Genomic DNA, 3,145 nt, shown 5'->3' with positions numbered 1-3,145 from the left:
GCTATCATACAAAGTGTTGTACAAGATGATATTGACTAACTAGCCCCACAACTAAAGCTAGGGGGTGGGGGGTAAAAAGAGATCCGTCAAACCCCCTTGCTCGTTAAATACTCCTCATAACTGCCTTTAAAATCCACCACTTTTGCGCCCTTATTGGTGGGGATGAGCTCAATAATGCGATTAGCATACGCGCTAATAAGTTCGCGATCGTGGCTGACACAAATCACCGCTCCCTCAAACTTATACAACGCCTCGCCCAGCGCGATGATCGCCTCTAGGTCTAAATGGTTGGTGGGCTCATCCAGCACCAAAAAATTGCCCCGCTCTAGCATGATCTTGGATAAAACCATGCGGTGCTTCTCCCCCCCACTTAAAGCACTCACACTCTTTTCTTGCTCCGCCCCACTAAAAAGCATGCGCCCTAAAGCGTTACGCACCTCTCCACTCTCAATCTTTTTATTGAAGTTAAAAAGCCATTGATACAAACTCTCCTCCCCTTGAATGCTCTCGCTCACATCTTGAGGAAAATAGCCCCTCTGCGTGGTCGCACCCCATTTCACACTCCCACTATCCGGGGCTAACTCCTCGACCAAGATTTTACACAGCGTGCTCTTGCCCACCCCATTAGGTCCGATCAAAGCGATTTTATCCTTTGGGGCGATTTTAAGACTGACATTCTTAAGCACCACCAAATCCCCATAGGATTTAGAAATTTGGCTGCACTCTAGGGCTTCATTGCCAATGGCACGGTGGGGCTTAAAGAGAATGCTGGGATCGCGCCGACTTGAAACCTCAATACTTTGAATATCCAGCTTTTCTAATTGCTTTTGGCGGCTAGTAGCTTGGCGCGCTTTACTCGCATTAGCTGAAAAGCGCGCAATGAAGCGTTCTAGCTCCTCTTTTTCCTTGAGCTTTTTATTGCGTTCGGCTTCCTTTTGCTTGGCTATGAGAGTGGAGGCGATATACCAATCGTCATAATTGCCGCTAAATTCCCGCAGGGTGTTAAAATCCAAATCTAAAATGTGCGTGCACACGGCGTTTAAAAAGTGGCGATCGTGGCTGATGATCACCATCGTGCCTTCATGGCGTTTGAGATTCTCTTCTAGCCAAGCGATCGCGTTTAAATCTAGGTTATTGGTGGGCTCATCTAGGAGCAAAACATCGGGCTTAGGAAACAACACTTGAGCTAAGAGGATTTTGAATTTATCACTACTGGGCAGGCTTTGCATCAAGTCATTGTGCCGATTAGCAGGAATACCCAAATCCTCTAAGATTTTTTCCACCACCACTTCACATTCATAAAGCGGGTCTTCTTGCACGCAGATCATCTCTAGCTCAGCTAAACGGACATTGACCTTATCATCACTCAAATCCGCGTTTGCATAGAGCTTTTCTTTTTCCTTAAGCGCGTCATAGAGGGTTTTATTGCCCATGAGCACCGCATCTTTTAAGCTAAACTCTTCAAAGGCATATTGATCTTGACCCAAAACTCCCAGCTTTAACCCTGAACCTAGGCTAATCTCTCCACCGCTGGGCTCAATTTCCCTAGCTAAAATCTTTAAAAAGGTGCTCTTGCCCGCCCCATTGGCTCCGATGAGTCCGTAGCGTTTGTGCGCGTCTAATTTGAGATTGACATTTTCAAAGAGCTTTTTGGTGGCATAGCGCATGCTAACTTGGGTGGCTTGTAACATGATGATCCTAGTTTTTGTCCCAAGTATAACTACTTTACATGAAAACTTGCCTTTTTAAGTTTGTGCAAAACTTGGATCATAGTGTGTGGCTTGTTGGGCGCGCAGGAAGTCGGTAACTCTATCGATCTCTTCCTCTGTGGTGTAGGGGGCATGTAGGCGTTGTAGCTGGTTATTTTGCATCAACAGCATATCCCCTTTCCCTAAGAGATTTTGTGCTCCATCGCCATCTAAGATAATGCGCGAATCGATTTTAGACCCCACTTTAAAGCTCAATCTTGTGGGCAAATTAGTTTTAAGAAGTCCGGTAAGCACATCCACGCTGGGGCGTTGGGTGGCGATGATGAGATGAATTCCGCACGCGCGCCCCATTTGGGCAATGCGGATAATGGGAGCTTCGACTTCCCTGCCTCCTACCATCATTAAATCGGCTAATTCGTCAATCACAATCACCAAAAAGGGTAGTTTCTCCGCGTTTTTGGCATTATAACCCTCCAAATTCTTGACACGCAAAGCACCCATGCAGGTGTAGCGCCGTTCCATCTCCTGCACCGCACTTTTAAGTGCGCTGATGGCTTGGGTGGGGTCGGTGAGAATGGGCGTGATGAGGTGGGGAATATCCGCGTAAGTGCTAAATTCTACGCGTTTAGGATCGATGATGAGCAAGCGGAGTTGTGCGGGTGTGTTTTTATAGAGCAGGGAGAGTAACATGGCGTGTAACCCCACACTCTTTCCACTCCCAGTCGTGCCTGCAATGAGCAAGTGGGGTAAGGTGGCTAAATCCAGCACAAAAACCTCCCCGCGTGTGTCCTTGCCTAAAGCTAGAGCGAGTTGATAGGGGGTTTGACTAAAAATGGGGTCTTCTAGGATTTCTCTTAAGCAAATGGGATCACTTGTATCTCTAGCAATTTCAAATCCCATCACATCTCTACCCTGAATGGGAGCATGGATGCGCATGGATTGGGCGCACAACGCCATTGCCAAGTCATCAGAGAGTCCCATAATTTTACTCACTTTAACATGCGTGGCAGGGCGGAACTCAAAGGTGCTCACCACTGGCCCTACACAGGTGCGCACAATCTCTCCCTCAATTTTGAACATGCGTAGTTTGCTCAAGAGATTTTGCGCCTGTGTTTGGATTTGATCAGGGGTGTGTTTAGGAGGAGTGGGAGAATTGAGCAAGTTTGTGCTGGGCAGTGTAGAGGCACTTTGGGGAGGATTAGAATCTTTGGGGGCATTTTGGGGAGTTGGAGGGAATTCTTGAGGGATTTCTGAACTCTGCAAGGATCGGCGTTGTTGGAGTAAATCCATATAAGCCCCCATGGGCGTAGAAGGTGTGGAAGTTCTTGGCGCGAGTTCCACCCCGTAGTTTTGAGGTGGAGGAGCCGGGTTGTTTTGGGGGGGCTGTGTGGGGGGGTGGTAGGGCGTTACCTTGACTTTAAAGGAAGATGCAGGAG

2 protein-coding genes are annotated in these 3,145 nt (G+C 47.8%); both read right to left on the bottom strand.

Going from position 1 to position 3,145, the window contains the following annotated elements:
• Nucleotides 1-86 precede the first annotated feature (86 nt).
• Nucleotides 87-1,691: an ABC-F family ATP-binding cassette domain-containing protein gene (locus tag C6H04_RS05205; RefSeq protein WP_104696377.1), complete on the bottom strand. Its 1,605-nt coding sequence runs from the start codon at nt 1,689-1,691 to the stop codon at nt 87-89.
• A 54-nt stretch (nt 1,692-1,745) separates the two neighbouring features.
• On the bottom strand, nt 1,746-3,145 hold a 1,400-nt coding region (locus C6H04_RS05200; RefSeq protein ID WP_104732525.1), incomplete at its 5' end, for a DNA translocase FtsK.

The organism is Helicobacter salomonis (assembly GCF_900197775.1).
Lineage (GTDB): Bacteria > Campylobacterota > Campylobacteria > Campylobacterales > Helicobacteraceae > Helicobacter > Helicobacter salomonis.
Note: the sequence above shows the minus strand (reverse complement) of the source record. Positions and strands in the feature narration are given on the sequence as shown.

What these genes read in the sequence shown, in the direction of transcription:
- C6H04_RS05205 (WP_104696377.1), bottom strand. Translation starts at nt 1,691, where the DNA reads ATGTTACAAGCCACCCAAGTTAGCATGCGCTATGCCACCAAAAAGCTC.